Raw genomic sequence first — 18,059 nt, 5'->3', positions numbered from 1 at the left:
TATCGCTGTTTAAAGTATACCTTCGCACTCACTTTTTATACAAGTTTACTTGCCCTGACAGCATATGGAAGCGCGGGTATGGATGATGCAAATGTTATCTACAGACAGGTACAAGGAGTAAACGACCAGGCGGGGGCATTACTTATTTTTTTACAGAACTATCTTAGTTGAATGTATGTAGTTATTTTAGCCGGCGGCCTTGGTACAAGATTATCCGAGGAGACCACTATCCGTCCTAAACCTATGGTCGAGATAGGAGAGAAGCCGATCCTATGGCATATCATGAAGATCTATTCCTCTTTTGGGTTCAATGACTTTATCATATGTCTGGGTTATAAAGGATATGTCATCAAGGAGTATTTTGCCAATCTTTTCCTGCATCAATCTGATGTGACAATAGATGTGTCCAATAACAGCATGGAGGTACATAATGGCCCTGCGGAAAAGTGGAAGATCACGCTGGTAGAGACCGGCAGTGATACCCTTACGGGAGGTAGGATCAAACGTATCCAGCGGTATGTGGGTGATCAACCTTTTATGCTCACCTATGGGGATGGCGTAGGTAATATTAATATACCTGAATTACTGGCATTCCACCAGCAACAGCAGAAGCTGTGTACGGTAACAGCCGTACAGCCTTCGGGCCGTTTTGGTGTATTACAGATCAATTCCGCCAGTGAGGTGACTTCTTTTCATGAGAAGCGGGCAGAAGACAGTGGCTGGATCAATGGTGGTTTCTTCGTGTGTGAACCTGGTATATTTGATTATATCGCTGGCGACCAGACCATTTGGGAGCGGGAACCGCTGGAACGGCTGGCCCAGGAGCATCAGTTGAGCTCTTTTAAGCATCACGGTTTCTGGCGTCCTATGGATTCCCTGAAAGACAAACAAGACCTTAACGAACGCTGGAATAATAATAAAGCGGAGTGGAAGATATGGTAGACCTACAACTACTGGATATATTCCGCGGGAAGCGGGTATTAGTGACCGGGCATACAGGTTTTAAGGGCTCGTGGCTATTTTGGTGGCTGCGCAGGCTGGGCGCTGATGTACGCGGATATGCACTGGCCCCTCAGACCACTCCATCTTTATATGAAGCGCTGGCATTGCCGGCTACGCTTTCTGTCATTGCAGACATCAATGATGCAACTGCTCTTAGCCGGGAGATCCAGGCTTTCGAGCCGGAATTTGTTTTTCACCTGGCTGCTCAGCCTTTGGTACGAAAATCCTATCGGGCGCCGCTGGATACTTTCCAAACAAACGTGATGGGTACGGCTCATGTACTGGAAGCCATCAGGATGTTGCCAGGTAAGTGTACAACGGTATTGATCACCACGGATAAAGTATACCAAAATAAGGAATGGGTATATCCTTACCGGGAGACCGACACGCTGGGCGGACACGACCCTTATAGCGCCAGTAAGGCCTGTGCAGAGTTACTTATCAGTTCTTATCAGCAATCATTTTTTCCATTATCTGCCTACAGCACACATCAGAAGGCCATAGCCAGTGCAAGGGCAGGAAACGTTATTGGTGGCGGCGACTGGTCGGAAGACCGGCTGATACCGGATATGGTGAAAGCCTTTTCATCCGGGCAGGCGATGCAGATCCGGAACCCTGATGCGGTGCGCCCCTGGCAGCACGTATTGGAACCATTAGCCGGATACCTTATGCTGGCAGCATTATTACATCGCGACGCTGTCCGTTATGCTGGCGGCTGGAACTTCGGCCCCTACAACGACGACAATCTTCCCGTAAGCGCAGTAGCAGCAAATGCCAGTGAGCTGTGGGGAAGCGGCATTGTCAATATTAATAAAGATGCCAACGCTCCTCACGAAGCCAGGCTATTAAGACTGGATATCAGTAAAGTAGTCGGTGAATTGGGCTGGAAGCCCCGGATACCTGTAAAAACAGCGATCGCACGTACTATTAATTGGTATAAGGAGTTTTATAATGGAGCCGCCGTCGACCGGCTGTTAGAAGAAGACATAAACTACTATGAATCATTATTTTAAATAGCAGATGACAAAAGCACTTGAGATATTGAAATCCGTGCAGCAACGAAATCTGGCAGACGAGGGGCTGAGATCAGCTCTGGTAGGAGCGTTTGGAAAAAATATCCGCCGTACTATCGTTCCGGGTCAGGATTATATTCCTGTGACTGGTAAGATCATTGATGAAGACGATATCTTATGGGGAATCGAAGCGATGATGGACGGATGGCTTACTGCCGGTCGTTTTAGTGTTGAGTTTGAGCGGGAATTACCACGTTTCTTCGGGAGCCGTTATTCCCTGCTGGTGAACTCAGGCTCATCTGCCAACCTGCTGGCATTTTATACGCTGACCTCTCCCAAACTAGGAGAGCGTGCACTTCGTCCCGGCGACGAAGTGATCACGGTAGCAGCAGGATTTCCCACAACAGTCAACCCGATGATACAATTTGGCTGTATTCCGGTATTCGTGGACGTTGATATTCCTACATACAATATCAAAGCTGAGGATATTGAAGCTGCCATCTCCCCTAAGACAAAAGCGATCATGATCGCTCATGCCTTAGGTAATCCCTTCAACCTGGATGTAGTAATGCAGATAGCCAAGCAATACAATCTCTGGGTAATAGAAGATGACTGTGACTCTCTAGGGGCGACTTATCGTGATAAAAAGACAGGCACATTCGGCGACCTGGCCACGCTGTCTTTTTATCCGGCTCACCATATCACCATGGGAGAAGGCGGTGCAGTGCTCATCAACAATGCGCAACTGAAGAAAATAGCGGAAAGTTTCCGGGACTGGGGAAGAGATTGCTGGTGTGCACCGGGTGCAGATAACACCTGCGGGAAACGTTTCTGCTGGCAGCTAGGCCAATTGCCAGAAGGATATGACCACAAATACACCTATTCCCATATCGGTTTTAACCTGAAAGTAACCGATATGCAGGCTGCTGTCGGACTCAGCCAGCTGACGAAAGCGGATCATTTTGTGCAACAGCGGCGGGAGAATCACATATTGCTGAAATCTATGCTGCAACCACTGGAGGAACATTTCATCCTTCCGGAAGCAACTCCTCACGCAGATCCCAGCTGGTTCGGTTTTATGCTGACAGTGCGGGAGGGTAGTCCTGTAGACCGTAACAAACTGGTAGAGTACCTGGAAACCAATAAGATCGGCACTCGTCTTTTCTTTGGTGGGAATCTGTTACGGCAGCCAGCTTACAAAGATATACCGTACCGCAGGGTTGGAGACCTGGAGAATTCGGACATCATCATGAATCGTTCTTTCTGGCTGGGCGTTTGGCCTGGCTTACAGGAAGAACATTATCATTATATCATAGGCAAGATCAGTGAGTTCGTTAAACAACAATAATGTGAACGGGATAGCCGCTGATGATCTGTCACACGTACTACAGCATACAGTGGGCCTATGGACGCCGGTCCGTGGGAAACATATCCTGCTTACCGGGGGTACCGGTTTTTTCGGCAAATGGATGCTGGAAACATTTGTTTACATCAACGAACGACTACAACTGGATGCACAGATCACGGTACTCAGCCGTGACCCGGCAGCATTTCTGGATAGCTACCCCCGGTACCGTACCACAGCGGGCGTACATTTCCTGCAAGGAGATATACAAACGATAGATTTCCGGGATCGGACCTTTCACTACATCATTCATGCCGCAACCGCTGCGGATGCGGCGCTGAATTCGGCTCAACCGTTGCTGATGCTCAATACCATTATCGATGGTATGCGGCGTATACTGGATTTCGCCAGCCAGCAACCACTGGAAGGGTTACTTTTCACCAGCTCCGGTGCTGTCTATGGCAAACAACCTCCTACGGTTACTCATGTTAAAGAAACGGAAAGTTTTCCGGCAAATAGTAACCTTTCGGGGTCCGCAATCGCTTATGGTGAAGGGAAAAAGATCGCGGAACTGTATTGCTCATTATATCACCAGCAATATGGTGTACCGGTAAAGATCGCGCGATGTTTTGCCTTTGTAGGCCCTTACCTGCCATTGGACAAACATTTTGCCATCGGCAATTTTATCGGTAATGTGCTGCGGGGAGAGGATATTATAATCAAGGGGGATGGTACCCCTTATCGTTCTTATCTATATGCAGCGGATCTGGCTATCTGGCTTTGGACGATCCTGTTAAAAGGTAAAAACAATACCCCTTACAATGTGGGGTCTGATGAAGATTATACTATCGGAGCACTGGCACGGGAAGTAGGTGCATTGAATACTTCCATACAAGTGAAGATATTAGGTACACCGGTACCCGATCAGCCGGCAGAGCGGTATGTACCCAATGTTGACCTGGCCAAGTCGACACTGGGATTAGGCGTATATACCTCGCTAGCCGAATCAATATTAAAGACACAACTGTTTTATAAGCGTACATCTGCCTGAGTACCTATGTCGCCTTATTTGAGTTGATATACAATATGCTATTCCAAATTGATAAAGATGAAATTATCTAACTACATATTTTCCACCCTGAAGGACCATGGTATAGATACCGTGTTTCTGGTAACCGGTGGCGGCGCTATGCACCTTAACGATGCCGTGGGGCGTGTACAAGGGCTTCATTTTATATGTAATCATCACGAACAGGCATCTGCTATGGCCGCAGAAGGATATGCCAGGGTTACCAACAAACCTGCAATCCTGAATGTGACTACGGGTCCAGGAGGTATTAACGCCCTCAATGGTGTGTTTGGCGCCTATACAGATTCGATCCCTATGATCGTAATATCCGGACAAGTGAAACGCGAAACCATGATGGGTACCTACAATATCCCCGGACTGCGGCAACTGGGAGATCAGGAAGTGGATATCGTAGCAATGGTAAAAGATATCACTAAATATGCGGTAACTGTAACCGAGCCAGAAAGCATCCGTTATCACCTGGAAAAGGCGATCTATCTCGCCAGTCACGGAAGACCAGGCCCTGTGTGGCTGGATATTCCGGTAGATGTACAGTCGGCCGTGATAGATGAGCATACACTCTCCGGCTACACCCCAACGGAGGAGCAACCATTAAACGCTTCTCTGCAAAAAGATGTGGAAGCAGTGGTCGCACGTTTGAAAAGTGCACAGCGACCAGTTATCATCGGTAGTACAGGCGTACGTCTGGCCAACGGGCTTAATGCTTTTTATGAAGCGATCGAGCTGCTGGGCATTCCAGTTACCACCGCCTGGACACACGATATCATCCATTATGATCATCCGCAATATGTAGGCAAACAAGGCTCTATCGGCGATCGTTCGGGCAACTTTGCCGTTCAAAACGCAGACCTGGCCCTGATCATAGGCAGCAGGATGCCCATCCGCCAGGTAAGCTATAACTGGGAAAACTTTGCGAGAGAGGCATACAAGATACATGTAGACATCGACGGCGCCGAACTGAAAAAGCCTATTACCAAGGCTGATATGCCTTTGCAATATGATGCGAAAGATTTCCTGGAGGCATTGGTATCGGCACTGAAAACCACAGCTTTCGATAAAGGGAAATATAGCGGATGGCTGCTCTGGTGTAAGGAACGAAAGGAAAAATACCCACTTGTACTTCCACACCATAAAGACCCCCACAAACCTATCAATCCTTACCACTTCCTGCACGAGCTGCAACAACAGCTGGATGGTAATGATGTGATCGTATGTGGTGATGCTACTGCCTGCATCGTTACCTTCCAAACCTCACAGATCAAGCCAGGACAACGGTTATTCAGTAATTCCGGTTGTGCTTCGATGGGCTATGATCTGCCTGCTGCCATTGGCGCCGCCGTTGCCGCACCGGAAAAACGTATCATCTGTCTGGCAGGAGATGGAAGTGTACAAATGAACATACAGGAATTGCAAACGCTGGCACATCACCGCTGGAATATTAAAATATTTATACTGGATAATGCCGGTTACCTGTCTATCAAATCAACTCAACAGAATTTCTTTGGCTTATCCGTAGGTAGCCATGCCGGTAGTGGTGTGAGCTTTCCGGATATGGAAAAGATCGGCCAGGCATACGGTATCCCATCTTTTACCATCGACCAGTTCGATTTCCAGGAACAGGTTAAACAGGTACTCCAGATGGAAGGACCGGTACTCTGCAATGTAAAACTGGATCCGGAGCAACTATTTGAACCGAAGTTAAGTTCCAAACAATTACCTGATGGCAGGATGGTATCTGCTCCGCTGGAAGATATGTTCCCATTCCTGAGCAAAGAGGAGTTGGAATCCAATATGATCATTCCATTAAAAGCTTTCTAATATGAATGTATTATTTGATCTGGATGGTACTATCATTGATTCAAGTGAAGGGATCCAGAATGCATTTGACTTTGCTTATCAGTCTGTATACAATCGTACTAACGATCAAAGCATACGTGCCTTGGTAGGACCTCCAATGCGTAATATATTCGTACAGGTCTCCGGCGAGCAGGATGAGGATGTGATCCACCGTTTTGTCCAGGCCTATCAGCAACGTTATGACGGATTGGAATATGCTACCTGTCGCCTGTATGAAGGTATGCATGAGGTGATCACGACGTTACATAAAGCAGGGAAAAAGCTATTTATTTCCACCAATAAAAGAGCAGTACCGACGCAACTGATACTTCGGCATCTTGATATAGCGCACTACTTTACCAACATTTACTGCATTGACTCCGTGCAACCGGCTTATACGAGCAAAGACAGTATGGTAGCTAATATCATAGATAGGGAATCATTGGATAATAAGTATACTTTACTGATAGGTGATACTATACACGACCAGTCAGCCGCAGAGAAAAATAATATTACATTTGTATTTGCTTCTTATGGCTTTGGAGCAGTAACATCTATGACACATCGTATTAATAAGCCATTGGACATTATAGAACTAATAAACAACTAGCCTATATGAAAAATAAGAATGAGGTTTTTGAAGATCTGTTCATATTGGAAGTGGCCAACAACCACTGGGGAAGCGTGGCCCGTGGGTTAAAGATCATAGAACAGTTTTCGCAGGTAGTAAGATTCAACAACGTTAAAGCTGCTATCAAACTTCAATTCAGAGATGTAGACCGCTTTATCCATAAGGATTTCCGGAATAGAACTGACATCCGGTATATAAAGAAAACACTGGATACCAAAATGAGCAAAGCGGATTATAAGATACTCATCAATGCCATCAAAGATAATGGCTGTATTCCTATGGCTACCGCATTTGATGAGGATTCAGTAAACTTCTGTGACGAACTGGACCTGCCTATTTTTAAGGTAGCCAGCTCTGATCTGAATGACTGGCCACTGCTGGAACATATCGGCAAAACCAAGAAACCCGTGATCGTGTCTACTGGAGGAGCCTCTCTGAAGGATATGGATGATTTCGTTGCATATTTCACCAATCGCAATATTCCACTAGCTATCAATCACTGTGTGTCTATCTATCCTTCAGAAGATCGTGAGCTGGAGCTTAACCAGATTGATTTCCTGAGAAATAGATATCCTGACCTGGTGATCGGCTTTTCAACACATGAATATCATGATTGGACCTCCTCTATCATGATGGCCTATGCTAAAGGCGCACGTACCTTCGAGCGACATATAGACATTGAAGATGATGGCATCCCCGTATCACCTTATTGCTCATTACCGGAGCAGGTAGATGTATGGTTCAAGGCATTCAAGAAAGCAAAAGAAATGTGCGGAGCTCCTGGTACGGCGAAACGTATTCCCCCGGAAAAAGAAATCACGTATCTCGATGCGCTTGTAAGAGGTGTGTATGCAAAACGCGACCTCCCTGCTGGTTATGTTATCAATCATGAAACTTTTGATGATGACTTTTACATGGCAGTACCTTTACAGAAAGGTCAGCTTTCCTGCCGCGAGATAAAGAACAACGAGACGCTGGTGAAGGCGATCGGCCAGGATGCGTCCGTAATGATCGATGATATCGATTCTCCATATGCCAAAGTAGAATCCTTAAGGAAATTAATTTACGAACGAGGAATATGATATTACTTTCCATCTGTATACCGACCTATAACCGTAGCGCATACTTGATAGAAAATATCACGTCTATAGTTGAACGGGCTCTGAAAGAGCAATGCACAGACGTGTTAGAGATATGTATATCAGACAATCACTCTCCTGATGATACAGAACAGGCTGTTGCTGCATTCAAAGCAACATCGCCTGTAAAGATCGTCTACAAAAAACAGGCACAAAATTTAGGCCCGGACATGAACTTCCTGGATGTGATCAATATTGCTTCCGGTAAATATTGCTGGTATATGGGCGATGATGACCGCATGAAAGAAGGAGCGATCAGCCTGGTTCTGAATGAGATCAAGCGACCGGATGCAGCAGTAATCTATAATGGATGTCGTACGGAGTGTGATATCAACCTGAACCCACTACGTTACGACAGTTGGTACAATGAGCGACTAACAAAGAAAACATTCGATCTTTCCAGCGATGCAGACCTGATCGCCTACTTTGACGCTTGTCGCTCATTGGGTGGGCTATTCAGCTTTCTGAGCTCGCTTATCTTCGCCAAGTCCAGCTGGGATAAGGTAAAGTATGATGATCGTGCTACAGGCCTATGTTATGCGCACGTGTTTATGCTACTCTCGATTACCATGAGAAGAGAAGGCCAATTAAAAGTATTAACAGAGGCATTGGTAGATAGCCGGAATAATGATGAGATCATTCGTAACTATGGCCGGGTGAAGCGTTTCCTATGGGACATTGATGGGTATAAGCTATTCACTGAATTGTTGATTCCTGAAGGTAATGCTTTACACAATGCCTTTGTGAAGGTAATGCAGCGCGTACATAACTGGCATACACTATTGAATGTACGTTCAATGACTACAATAGAACAATGGAATGATATAGCTGTAAAATTAAAAACCTTTAAATACAGCCCTTTCTTGGTGGCTTGCATAGCAAGGACGCCTGGTTTTATCCTGGCTCGCAGAAGAAAGAGAAAAGGTTTCATTGTAGAGTAATACCGGACGAAAATACAACCTACCCGCCTTCAGATTACCAGCGGGTAGGTGCCCTTACCTGGTCCCCCGATATTTTGAATAAGTATAGTTTATATAATAACTTGCACCATTATAAAGTCCGATTTTTGAAACGGCCGTTCAAACCTTGTTGCAATGAATAAGCGTGTTCTCTATTTCATGCCTGATAATCCCCTGAAAAAAACAGCAGGCAACAATATACCTCCGTTAAAACTGCTACAGTACTTTAAAGATCGGAATATCCCGGTGGATTTTGTCAGTGAATACCACTGGGGAGAATGGGATGAGCAGAAGATACAAACATTTAAAGAAAGCGGTATTGCGAACGACCTGTATGTACTGGACAGAAAACCCTATAAAAAGACTAACAAATTACGATACTTCTTCCTCCACAAGCTGCCAGCCTTGTTTTCGGTAAATAAGTTCGGTATTATTCCTCCTGCCATACCTGATAATGTAACTCCTGCCATGCGAAAAGCGTTTAACATGTTGTTAAAGCAGCAGGAATACGGATATATTATCATCAGCTATGTAACTTGGGCTAACTTGATCAAACATAACCGCTATGCCACTACGGCATATAAGATCATTGATACCCATGATTTTATCACCGCTCAGGTGATGGATAGAAAAGGCTTCCGGCTAGGCAAAGCATTCGAAGAAGAGGTGAAACGGCTGGATATGTTTGATGAATCGTGGTGTCTCTCTATCGAAGAAAGGTACATTTTCAGCCATTTTGGCCGTAGCAAACAACGGCTGGGCTTGCCAATATTCGACAATGTGCGCCTTCCTGCAGTGGAAAAAAAATATGATCTGATATATATAGCCAGTGAGAATATTCACAACCGCAGAGCTGCGGCGTGGTTCTTTGAAAAGGTATATCCGCTATTGCCATCTCATTTACGCATTTGTCTGATCGGTAGGATCAACCATTCTGTCACGGGCCAATATAGCAATGTAGACCGTGTGCTATTTGCCGAAACCTTGGAACAATATTATGCCCAGTCGAAAGTAGCTATATGCCCCATGCTTAGTGGAACTGGTATTAAGATCAAGACGATAGAAGCGCTTTCGTTTGGCTTGCCGGTGGTTTGTAATACCAAAGGCATAGACGGCATGCCCGATAAAAGCAGGAATGGCTGCCTCGTCAGTGACGAGCCGGAAACTTTTGCTGCGCATATTATGCAGCTGCTTACCGACCAGCACATATACAACCAGCAACAACAGTGGGCACGCGAAACGATCAGCATGTTTTTTGCTACCTCACAAAGGTATAATACACTGGACCAGGTGTTTGGAGTAAAAGGAGAACACTGATTTAGTCAAATGAGATGTCAACAGATATGAATTAGAATTTTCGTTTATCTTAGCATGATATCCCCTTTTCGGGATCAGGTTCAGAAATATAGGCAGGAAAAAGTACCTACAACAAAGCGTCCTAAAAGTATAATTTGTCCATTTGCAGGCCTGAGCACGGGCCTACATTCATATCTTTATGCGAAACAACGTTTTTTCAATGATCAATCCGGATATTAATGCATAGAATAGTGCTTGATTGCGAAAGAATGAAATATCCTAACACCGGTCTGTTTGAATTTGGTAAACATCTTGGATATTCGCTGCTGGATCCTGCAACACGTCACACAAATGAAGAGATACATTTCTACATGTGGCCGTTTCAGAAAGGATTCTTCGGCCGTGACCAACATTATATCACTGTCAACTTGTTAGACAAATTCTACATGCCGCCGCATCGTAATATCGATGTGTGGCATACCTGCTTCCAGGGCTCACAATATAAACCTACGCGTAAAGAGACCAAACGGGTACTTACCATTCACGACCTCAACTTTATACACGAAAATAAGCCTCCCCACAAGATCCGGAAGTATCTCAAAAGGCTACAGCAGACAATCAATGAATCTGATCACATTGCAACCATCTCTCACTTTGTGATGGCAGATGTAAAGAAACATCTGCAGCTTGATCATAAGGCAGCCAGCGTAGTATTAAACGGCTGCGAACTGAAAACATTTCCGGGATTCGATACTCCCAGATATCGCCCTACTCAACCATTCCTTTTCGCGATCGGTACTGTATTCCCCAAAAAGAATTTTCACGTATTGCCTTGTCTGCTCAGAGGTAATGAATATGAATTGATCATTTCAGGCATCGCGGATCCTGCCTATACGGCCAGGATTATAGAAGAAGCCCGGCATCATGGGGTAGCTGACAGGGTCAGGATCACAGGCACCGTTACAGAAGAGGAGAAATATTGGTATTATGCCCACTGTACAGCGTTCGTATTCCCGAGTCTGGCAGAAGGATTTGGATTTCCGGTAGTAGAGGCAATGCATATGGGTAAACCGGTGTTTTGCTCCCGTTATACCTCTTTGCCAGAAGTTGGTGGAGATATAGCCTATTACTTTAACAGTTTCGACCCAGACGATATGCAAGCCACCTTTTACAAGGGTATGGAGCATTATCATACACATCAACCTCAACAAAAATTAAAAGAGCGGGCACATTCCTTCAGCTGGAAAGAAACGGCCCGCCAATATTTCGATATTTACAGAAGCTTGTATTAAACAGCTTGTGCTATCGGATGAGTTTATAGTTCCGGTAATCAAATAAGCGTTTGCCTGTCTTTTTCTCTATCCAATAGAGGATAGCATATTTCACTTTCCTGAATTTCTTCCGGCTCGTATCGAAGTTAAAATCCCAGTTCTTTTGAGAAATACGCGGTAACATCACCTGGGGATGCACTCCCTTAAAATGTTCCAGGGAATCTATATTGTTGTAGTCATAAAGTTCCTGGCTGGCTTTTTCTCTGATAGCAGCTTCATTTTCCCCATTATATAACTGCAGGGAGTTGGTTGTTTTCTTTGCTTGCAGATAGGGGTCTTTTACCCATCCATAGTGGTAAATAGCCGCAGCTACAGACTTTACATGCAATTTTTCATTGTCCTTACGAAATCCCTGTGCGTCCCGGTAAGAACGTATACGTTTATCATTGCGAACGATCCTGATCTCATGCTGATACCAGGTACGGGAATCTCCTACATAGTCGTAACTGCCATAAAAGTGAACATAGTTGAATAAGAGGCCTTCTACACTTGTATCATCTTTATATTTGATCATAGCGTTCCTGATCGCTTCGTATCCATCCTCATGTACGACCTCGTCTGCCTGGATATAAAAAGCCCAATCTGCATCCGCACTTATCGCGGCATATGCCTTATCTGTTTCCACTGCCAGCACACGACCATCCTTACGTAAAGAATCATCCCAAACAGAATGAGTAATACGGATTTTAGGAGAGTTAATAGACTGTATCAGTCCCAGTGTATCGTCTTCAGAATTGCCTACACTCACAACTACTTCATCGCATAATGGTAAAATGGATTTTATTGCTTCCACAACGGGGTAATCATACTTAATAGCATTGCGCACAAAGGTAAATCCGGATACTTTCATCTATGAAACACCAATAGCTTAATCACACTATACGGCACTGCAATTTAATGCAATAAAGACATACTTAGGTAGACATAGCCAGGCTTATCGGTAGCTATCGGATACTTTATTTGTAACTTTAAAAAGATACCTTTACAACACTTACATGATGCATTGTAACCTGGAGATCATATAGCATGGAATACCAACAATATCTGACGGGATTGACAAAAGGGGATATCAGAGCACTGGCCCGTTGTATTTCCCTGGTTGAAAACGAAGCACAGGGATATGAGCAGTTACTGACCCATCTCCCTGCCTCCGGGACAACCCGTGTTATAGGTGTTACCGGCCCTCCGGGTGCAGGTAAGAGTACCCTGGTAAATGCACTGATTGCTGCTCTGCTACACCGGCAACAGAAAATTGCCATCATAGCCATCGATCCTTCCTCCCCCTTCAATTTTGGTGCGCTGCTGGGCGACCGTATACGTATGAATCAACATTTCAATGATCCTAATGTATACATCCGTTCACTTGCCAGCAGGGGAGCGTTGGGTGGACTTAGCGCGAAGATCATAGAAGTCTGTGATCTGGTAAAAGGGGCCGGTTTCGATTATCTCTTTATTGAAACAGTAGGGGTAGGACAGAGTGAAGTAGAAATCGCCGGGATCGCTGACACCACTATCGTTACCGTAGTGCCAGAAGCTGGTGACGAAATTCAAACAATGAAAGCGGGACTTATGGAGATCGCCGACATTTTCGTTGTGAATAAAGCAGATCGCGACAATGCTAATGATTTTGTTAAAAATCTACGATTGTTAGCCCATAGCCGCATGAATGAGAACTGGCAAATACCAGTGATCAAAACGATTGCCACCCGGCAGGAAGGCATTGAAGAAGTCATAGACCATATACAACAGCACCAACAACTCATTACTCATAACAGGGAACGACATACACTTCTCCTTGCTGAAAAGGCCTATCAGCTGATACAACATCGCCGGATGAAAAACCTCAGCAAATACCAGTTGCAACAACAGATCGCTCAGTACAGCGAATTAACCTCCTTTAATATCTACCGCTTTGTCCAACAATTCGAAGAAGACGCACAAGTATAGTTAGCCGCCAATCTCCCCGTTTTTTCTTACATTTGCGCCATGCGACGATATCCGATACGTCAGATTTTGGTTGTTTATGCAATATTTAATTACGGCCTCTGATAAGCCGTAAGGGTATACTGTTCCTCTTTTTTATACCCATTACTCCCGTTAATTTTCCTCTACATTTTTACTGCATATTATTTCTAATTGTCTAAAAATTAATCATTATGGCATGGTTATTCTTAGTGCTTGGCGGTTTATTTGAGATTGGCTTCACCATTTCTCTTAAGTATTCTGAAAACTTCTCCCGCCTTTGGCCTTCTCTTGCGTTTGTAGCGTGTATATCCTTAAGTTTCTTTCTTCTGAATAAAGCTATTACCGGTGGCATACCCATGGGTACTGCCTATGCGGTATGGACAGGGATAGGTGCTGCAGGTACTGTAATCGCAGGTATCTTACTATTTAAAGAGCCCGCAGCCGTTTGGCGCATATTCTTCCTGATGATGCTTATCGGTTCTATCATCGGTTTAAAATTCGTGTCTTCCGGAGGCCACTAATATTTGTGATGAACTCACACCTGGAATGAACTATTAACCATATTTTTTGTTAGTAGTTAAACGGAAATTTTCAATTCTATATTAACCGTCCTTTCCCCAACAGGTGAATGACTTCACAAAACTAGTGTTTATGGAGGTTGCTATTTTTGATGCGTATGCGCAAAAGAAACAAGGAGGCTATATGCATTTCAATATCATAGTAGCTGCGGATACGCAATATGAGCGTGTTTTACATTTTGGAAAGGAATACCTCCAATCAAAGCTAAAAGGGACACATCCCCTTTCTGCCAGAGAATGCAGGTTCTGTCATACACAAGAAGTGATCCCCGCCTGGGAAAAAGCGATCCTGCAATACGGGTATTATATCTACGAGAAAAAGAATTTCGCATAATATCAAAAAAGGGGAAGGGCTATTAAAAACAGCCCTTCCCCTTTTCTATATAATTCTTTTTTCCCTAAAAGTTTTCCCCGTTATCATCCGTAGTCAGGATGCGATACTACTCTGGGCTCTGGTTGCTACGCCACCAGCGGTACCCCAGTACAGCGATCAACACCAATGGTGTAATCGCAAGGTAAAGGATACCTGAATTCAACCCTTTTGCTGGACCTTCTCCTAATTGCTGGGCAGTCTTCGTACACAAAGAACATTGTGCCATTACCTGCGCGCTAAAAGCAATTAATACACCCAATATCAACACTTTCTTTTTCATACTATCAAAGTTAGCGAATAACAGATATGTTGAAAAACCTTTTATGCTATGCGTAATAAGGAGAGATCATCACGTATACCACCACACCGGTCACAGCTACATAAAACCATATAGGCCATGTAATTCTGGCGATCTTCTTATGTCTTACATAGTCCGTCTGAAATGCCCGTAACAATGTAAACAATACCAATGGTACGATAATGGCAGCCAGCACTATATGTGTGAGCAAAATAAAATAATATACATAACGGGTACCGCCTATCAAGGCCTTCTCAGCAGCATCAACAATACCATCATGATTTAAGTCGCCAAATTTGGTCGAATCCGTATAAAAATGGTATGTCACGTATGAGATCAGAAACACGACGGATAAAATAACAGCGATCAGGTTGGTAATCTTGTGCGCTTTGATCTGACCTATCCTGATAAAATACAGGCTCCCTGCCAGTAATACAGCTGTAGCAGAGTTCAGGATCGCATGGAACAGCGGCAGTATATTAACGTTAAAACCTGCTTCACCTTCCGGTCTCGGCAAATAAAACAATATCGCCACCAATACCGGAATGACAATAGATATAATAGTAATGGCAACGTTCAGGTTCTTATTCTTCAGATCCATGATGGTCTTGTCTTTAAAATTGCGGAGCACAATATTGGATGGTGGTAGCGGATGCAATCAATATGACAGATAGCTAGTGCTGCTGTCCGGAAAAAATACGTTTAAGTAATCCGGGCTTGCTCCTGTCTTTCTCCAGATGAAGGGTAGCGATATCATTTGCAACCTGTTTGATCGCATTAGAGTCCAGGCCGTCATAATAGCCACGGATATGTCTGTTTTTGTCTATCAACACCAGCTTTTCCGTATGAATAAAATCATCAGGTCCACCGTTCCCTTCCGTAACACTCACAAAAAACTGATGTCTGGCCAGATCATAAATGGCCTTTTTATCACCGGTAAGCATCCACCAGTTGTCCGGGTTGATCTGGTGTTTGTAGCCATATTCCCGTAGCCGGTCTACAGTATCCCGGGTAGGATCTACTGTAAATGACAGTATCTGTAGTAAAGTATCGTTTTTAACGTAAGCATCCTGTATCTTCCTCAGGTTAGCAGTGAGAGTGGGGCAAATAGAAGGACAGGAAGTGAAGAAAAAATCAACCAGCAGTACTTTGCCTTCCATATCTTTCAGGCTTACTTGTTGTCCTAGCTGGTTAGTAAGGGAGAAATCGGCGATCTTATGAAAGACGGTATCCGTGTGAGGTTTACCATCTTTCATAATAGTATCTATCCTTTCTGGTATATAATAGCGGGGTACAGGCAGTACGTTTTTACTGTAGTGATTGGTGATTAAATAGCCAGTAATTGGAACCAGCACCGCCAACATAAGTCCTATGAGCCCCTTCCTAGAAATGATATGCCGTTTTAATGATTCGATTAATCGTTGTAATAACTAGTGATGTCCTGCTTCGTTAGATACTTTCTCTACAGGAGCAGGAGTACCGGGAGACAGATCTTTACGCATGTTCTTCCAAGAATCACCATCTGCCAGGAAAGCGATGATAAACCAAATGAACAGCAATAAAGGAATCAGAATGGTATAGATCAGGTTCTTGATCTCATGACGTAAGTGCATGAATTCGGCCACGATAAAGAACGCCTTGAACACAGTCAGGATAATGAATATACCGTTCAGGAACAATCTATTTGGAAAACCCGTTTCCAGATGCAAGAATGCCAAGCCCACTTCCACAACAGTGATAGCCAATAAGATCCAGAATGTTTTCCAGATATGTTTGGTGGATGAATCAACCTGGTGACCGTGACCTTCTGCACTATGTGTATGCTCCATTATAAAATAATTTAAATCTCAGTTTCTTTTAAAAATACAATGCTTTAAATCATCCCACTACACCGCTCAATCTTCGCCTATTAATTCTATTCCTTACTTATTACAACAAATAGAAACAAGTGAATACAAATACCCATACCAGATCCACAAAGTGCCAGTACAGACCTACTTTCTCCACCATCTCATAGTGACCACGATGCTCATAAGTACCTTTCAGCACATTCATCAGGATCACAATATTCAGGATCACACCAGAAGTTACGTGCAAACCGTGAAAACCAGTAATTGTAAAGAAGAAGTTAGTAAAGTTGGAAGAAGCAGCGGTACCGTCAACATTCGCAAAAGGATTACGTCCCCACCATGCACCTTCATGGAAAAGATGTGTCCATTCCCAAGCCTGACAAGCCAGGAATAATGCACCACCAATGATAGTCCAGATCATCCATTTGACAACGCTCTTACGATCACGCATATGTCCTGCATGCACCGCCAACACCATTGTTACAGAACTCATGATCAGGATAAAGGTCATGATACTCACAAACACCAGTGGCAGATTAGCATGGCCCATCAAGGGAGCAGACTTGAACACCTCGTTAGGGTCAGGCCAGGATGTGCTCATGAAGCGGATAGTACCATATGATATCAGCAATGCACCAAAAGTAAAAGCATCCGACATCAGGAAGTACCACATCATCAACTTTCCGTAGCTCACGTTAAAGGGAGAATATCCTCCGCTCCACCATTTTTTCTTCGCTGTAACTGCTGTATCCATTTTTAGTTTTGTAATTTTTATAATGTTTATCTAGCGATGCTAAAGAATATTAAAAGATATAACCACAGGACATCTACAAAATGCCAATAGGTAGCGGCCACTTCAGCAGGTACTGCACTGTAGGTACGTACTCTCGTTCGGTAAGCCCTGGCAAACATGATCAGTAAAACCACCACGCCGCCTAAAACGTGCAGGATATGTACACCCGCAATCACATAAATAAAAGAAGCAGAAGCCGGTCCGTTAAGCGGTAACCCGTTTTTATACATCTGCACAAAACCAAACCATTGACATACCGCAAAAGCTACACCTAATATCGCAGTCAATGTGATCAACTGCTTATAGCGGATCATATTGCGCTCCTTGAAGTTCTTCACGGCAAGCTGCATAGTAGCACTGCTGGCCAGAATAACCGCTGTAGAAACCCAGAAGATATGCGGCAGTGCAAATGTCGTCCAGTTTGCCTGAGCTCGTTTTACAACGTATGCACTGGTGAATCCTATGAACATCATTGTAATGCTGGCCATAGCAATCCATAGGGCATATTTGTGCGGATGTATTTTCTTTCGTTGTAAACTCATTGTTTGCATCACTTCTTC

The 18,059-nt window shown here is 44.2% G+C and carries 20 protein-coding genes; 13 read left to right on the top strand and 7 right to left on the bottom strand.

The features are described from left to right. The first annotated feature begins 171 nt into the window (after positions 1–171). The 10 genes from rfbF (at position 172) to KTO58_RS25250 (ending at position 11,603) form a co-directional block, all read left to right on the top strand. Entirely contained in the window at positions 172–942 is a 771-nt protein-coding gene (rfbF, locus tag KTO58_RS25295; protein WP_095836735.1) for a glucose-1-phosphate cytidylyltransferase, read from the top strand. After that, the gene (rfbG, locus tag KTO58_RS25290) at positions 936–2,015 is read left to right on the top strand and encodes a CDP-glucose 4,6-dehydratase (protein WP_095836736.1); all 1,080 of its coding nucleotides are present in this window, start codon (positions 936–938) and stop codon (positions 2,013–2,015) included. The genes rfbF and rfbG overlap by 7 nt, the downstream gene beginning before the upstream one ends. A gap of 7 nt (positions 2,016–2,022) precedes the next feature. Then, positions 2,023–3,363 (top strand): lipopolysaccharide biosynthesis protein RfbH, encoded by a 1,341-nt coding sequence (gene rfbH / locus KTO58_RS25285; RefSeq protein WP_095836737.1) that lies wholly within the window; start codon positions 2,023–2,025, stop codon positions 3,361–3,363. A gap of 1 nt (position 3,364) precedes the next feature. Beyond that, a complete protein-coding gene (locus KTO58_RS25280) occupies positions 3,365–4,411 on the top strand; it encodes an NAD-dependent epimerase/dehydratase family protein (RefSeq protein WP_095841397.1) in 1,047 nt (348 codons plus the stop codon). 57 nt (positions 4,412–4,468) lie between these two features. Continuing rightward, on the top strand, positions 4,469–6,268 hold the full coding sequence (locus KTO58_RS25275) for a thiamine pyrophosphate-binding protein (RefSeq protein WP_095836738.1): 1,800 nt from the start codon (positions 4,469–4,471) through the stop codon (positions 6,266–6,268). A 1-nt stretch (position 6,269) separates the two neighbouring features. After that, positions 6,270–6,896: an HAD family hydrolase gene (locus KTO58_RS25270; RefSeq protein ID WP_095836739.1), complete on the top strand. Its 627-nt coding sequence runs from the start codon at positions 6,270–6,272 to the stop codon at positions 6,894–6,896. 5 nt (positions 6,897–6,901) lie between these two features. After that, a complete protein-coding gene (locus KTO58_RS25265; protein WP_095836740.1) occupies positions 6,902–7,999 on the top strand; it encodes an N-acetylneuraminate synthase family protein in 1,098 nt (365 codons plus the stop codon). Beyond that, positions 7,996–8,997: a glycosyltransferase family 2 protein gene (locus KTO58_RS25260; protein ID WP_095836741.1), complete on the top strand. Its 1,002-nt coding sequence runs from the start codon at positions 7,996–7,998 to the stop codon at positions 8,995–8,997. Before KTO58_RS25265 ends, KTO58_RS25260 begins: the two co-directional genes overlap by 4 nt. Before the next feature lie 153 nt (positions 8,998–9,150). Beyond that, positions 9,151–10,332 (top strand): glycosyltransferase family 4 protein, encoded by a 1,182-nt coding sequence (locus KTO58_RS25255; protein WP_095836742.1) that lies wholly within the window; start codon positions 9,151–9,153, stop codon positions 10,330–10,332. A 218-nt stretch (positions 10,333–10,550) separates the two neighbouring features. After that, positions 10,551–11,603 carry a glycosyltransferase family 4 protein gene (locus tag KTO58_RS25250; RefSeq protein ID WP_095836743.1) on the top strand — a complete coding sequence of 351 codons (1,053 nt, stop codon included), beginning with the start codon at positions 10,551–10,553 and terminating at the stop codon, positions 11,601–11,603. A 10-nt stretch (positions 11,604–11,613) separates the two neighbouring features. Here the strand turns inward: KTO58_RS25250 and KTO58_RS25245 are convergent, their stop codons facing one another. Then, the gene (locus tag KTO58_RS25245) at positions 11,614–12,435 is read right to left on the bottom strand and encodes a glycosyltransferase family protein (RefSeq protein ID WP_225859912.1); all 822 of its coding nucleotides are present in this window, start codon (positions 12,433–12,435) and stop codon (positions 11,614–11,616) included. 233 nt (positions 12,436–12,668) lie between these two features. Here KTO58_RS25245 and meaB point away from each other — a divergent pair, with 233 nt between their 5' ends. The 3 genes from meaB (at position 12,669) to KTO58_RS25230 (ending at position 14,519) form a co-directional block, all read left to right on the top strand. Then, positions 12,669–13,589 carry a methylmalonyl Co-A mutase-associated GTPase MeaB gene (gene meaB / locus KTO58_RS25240; RefSeq protein ID WP_095836745.1) on the top strand — a complete coding sequence of 307 codons (921 nt, stop codon included), beginning with the start codon at positions 12,669–12,671 and terminating at the stop codon, positions 13,587–13,589. A 209-nt stretch (positions 13,590–13,798) separates the two neighbouring features. Then, positions 13,799–14,128 (top strand): DMT family transporter, encoded by a 330-nt coding sequence (locus KTO58_RS25235; protein ID WP_095836746.1) that lies wholly within the window; start codon positions 13,799–13,801, stop codon positions 14,126–14,128. A 130-nt stretch (positions 14,129–14,258) separates the two neighbouring features. After that, positions 14,259–14,519: a DUF2024 family protein gene (locus tag KTO58_RS25230; RefSeq protein WP_095841398.1), complete on the top strand. Its 261-nt coding sequence runs from the start codon at positions 14,259–14,261 to the stop codon at positions 14,517–14,519. A 106-nt stretch (positions 14,520–14,625) separates the two neighbouring features. Here the strand turns inward: KTO58_RS25230 and KTO58_RS25225 are convergent, their stop codons facing one another. The 6 genes from KTO58_RS25225 to KTO58_RS25200 form a co-directional block, all read right to left on the bottom strand. Further along, a complete protein-coding gene (locus KTO58_RS25225) occupies positions 14,626–14,838 on the bottom strand; it encodes a CAMCR motif-containing small membrane protein (RefSeq protein ID WP_095836747.1) in 213 nt (70 codons plus the stop codon). 46 nt (positions 14,839–14,884) lie between these two features. Beyond that, positions 14,885–15,457, bottom strand: coding sequence for a DUF420 domain-containing protein (locus tag KTO58_RS25220; RefSeq protein ID WP_095841399.1), 573 nt, complete (start codon positions 15,455–15,457; stop codon positions 14,885–14,887). A 73-nt stretch (positions 15,458–15,530) separates the two neighbouring features. Then, on the bottom strand, positions 15,531–16,112 hold the full coding sequence (locus tag KTO58_RS25215; protein ID WP_157752747.1) for an SCO family protein: 582 nt from the start codon (positions 16,110–16,112) through the stop codon (positions 15,531–15,533). Between the two features lie 174 nt (positions 16,113–16,286). Beyond that, a complete protein-coding gene (locus tag KTO58_RS25210) occupies positions 16,287–16,685 on the bottom strand; it encodes a cytochrome C oxidase subunit IV family protein (protein WP_198315117.1) in 399 nt (132 codons plus the stop codon). A 100-nt stretch (positions 16,686–16,785) separates the two neighbouring features. Continuing rightward, positions 16,786–17,460: a cytochrome c oxidase subunit 3 gene (locus KTO58_RS25205; RefSeq protein WP_095836750.1), complete on the bottom strand. Its 675-nt coding sequence runs from the start codon at positions 17,458–17,460 to the stop codon at positions 16,786–16,788. Between the two features lie 26 nt (positions 17,461–17,486). Continuing rightward, on the bottom strand, positions 17,487–18,053 hold the full coding sequence (locus KTO58_RS25200) for a cytochrome c oxidase subunit 3 (protein ID WP_225860277.1): 567 nt from the start codon (positions 18,051–18,053) through the stop codon (positions 17,487–17,489). Between the last annotated feature and the right edge of the window lie 6 nt (positions 18,054–18,059).

The organism is Chitinophaga pendula, assembly GCF_020386615.1.
Lineage (GTDB): Bacteria > Bacteroidota > Bacteroidia > Chitinophagales > Chitinophagaceae > Chitinophaga > Chitinophaga pendula.
The sequence above is the reverse complement of the archived record's forward strand: the minus strand, read 5'-3'. Positions and strand labels throughout refer to the sequence as shown.

Coding starts and splice junctions, on each gene's coding strand:
- KTO58_RS25220 (WP_095841399.1), bottom strand. CDS start 15,457: ATGGATCTGAAGAATAAGAACCTGAACGTTGCCATTACTATTATATCT.
- KTO58_RS25260 (WP_095836741.1), top strand. CDS start 7,996: ATGATATTACTTTCCATCTGTATACCGACCTATAACCGTAGCGCATAC.
- KTO58_RS25275 (WP_095836738.1), top strand. CDS start 4,469: ATGAAATTATCTAACTACATATTTTCCACCCTGAAGGACCATGGTATA.
- meaB (WP_095836745.1), top strand. CDS start 12,669: ATGGAATACCAACAATATCTGACGGGATTGACAAAAGGGGATATCAGA.
- KTO58_RS25215 (WP_157752747.1), bottom strand. CDS start 16,112: ATGAAAGATGGTAAACCTCACACGGATACCGTCTTTCATAAGATCGCC.
- rfbH (WP_095836737.1), top strand. CDS start 2,023: ATGACAAAAGCACTTGAGATATTGAAATCCGTGCAGCAACGAAATCTG.
- KTO58_RS25235 (WP_095836746.1), top strand. CDS start 13,799: ATGGCATGGTTATTCTTAGTGCTTGGCGGTTTATTTGAGATTGGCTTC.
- rfbF (WP_095836735.1), top strand. CDS start 172: ATGTATGTAGTTATTTTAGCCGGCGGCCTTGGTACAAGATTATCCGAG.
- KTO58_RS25250 (WP_095836743.1), top strand. CDS start 10,551: ATGCATAGAATAGTGCTTGATTGCGAAAGAATGAAATATCCTAACACC.
- KTO58_RS25205 (WP_095836750.1), bottom strand. CDS start 17,460: ATGGATACAGCAGTTACAGCGAAGAAAAAATGGTGGAGCGGAGGATAT.
- KTO58_RS25230 (WP_095841398.1), top strand. CDS start 14,259: ATGGAGGTTGCTATTTTTGATGCGTATGCGCAAAAGAAACAAGGAGGC.
- rfbG (WP_095836736.1), top strand. CDS start 936: ATGGTAGACCTACAACTACTGGATATATTCCGCGGGAAGCGGGTATTA.
- KTO58_RS25255 (WP_095836742.1), top strand. CDS start 9,151: ATGAATAAGCGTGTTCTCTATTTCATGCCTGATAATCCCCTGAAAAAA.
- KTO58_RS25265 (WP_095836740.1), top strand. CDS start 6,902: ATGAAAAATAAGAATGAGGTTTTTGAAGATCTGTTCATATTGGAAGTG.
- KTO58_RS25270 (WP_095836739.1), top strand. CDS start 6,270: ATGAATGTATTATTTGATCTGGATGGTACTATCATTGATTCAAGTGAA.
- KTO58_RS25210 (WP_198315117.1), bottom strand. CDS start 16,685: ATGGAGCATACACATAGTGCAGAAGGTCACGGTCACCAGGTTGATTCA.
- KTO58_RS25225 (WP_095836747.1), bottom strand. CDS start 14,838: ATGAAAAAGAAAGTGTTGATATTGGGTGTATTAATTGCTTTTAGCGCG.